The sequence below is a fragment of the Curtobacterium sp. MCBA15_009 genome, from assembly GCF_001864895.1.
Classification (GTDB): Bacteria; Actinomycetota; Actinomycetes; order Actinomycetales; family Microbacteriaceae; genus Curtobacterium.
The window spans coordinates 1-309 of the sequence record NZ_MJGO01000020.1 but is presented as its reverse complement, the minus strand read 5'-3'; the positions used below and the strand labels follow the sequence as shown (position 1 = coordinate 309).

At 55.3% G+C, this 309-nt stretch carries 1 protein-coding gene; it reads right to left on the bottom strand.

Annotation, left to right across the window (positions count from 1 at the left end):
* A partial coding sequence (locus tag BIU97_RS17170; RefSeq protein WP_302846693.1) for a sensor histidine kinase occupies positions 1-309 on the bottom strand: 309 nt, incomplete at both ends.

Here is a 309-nt window from a genome sequence, read left to right as displayed (position 1 = left end):
ATCAGTATTGACGATATCTGGCCGCATGGCTTTCTGATCCAGCTTGGATATATCCAGGAGATCCGCCAACAGGTCCTCAGCGCTCTCCAGGGACCTCCACACACGCTGGACAAGTCGGTTTTCATCCGCTGGCAGATCACTGTCTATCAGGGCGGACACCAGTAACCTGGCCGCATTCAGGGGTTGCAGCAAATCATGACTGGCCGCCGCAAGGTATTTGTCCTTACTCTCATTGGCTTCCTTGGCCGCCTCTACAGCCACAACCAGCTCCCGCTCCACTCTTTCACGCTGCTCGATCTGGTATCTCAG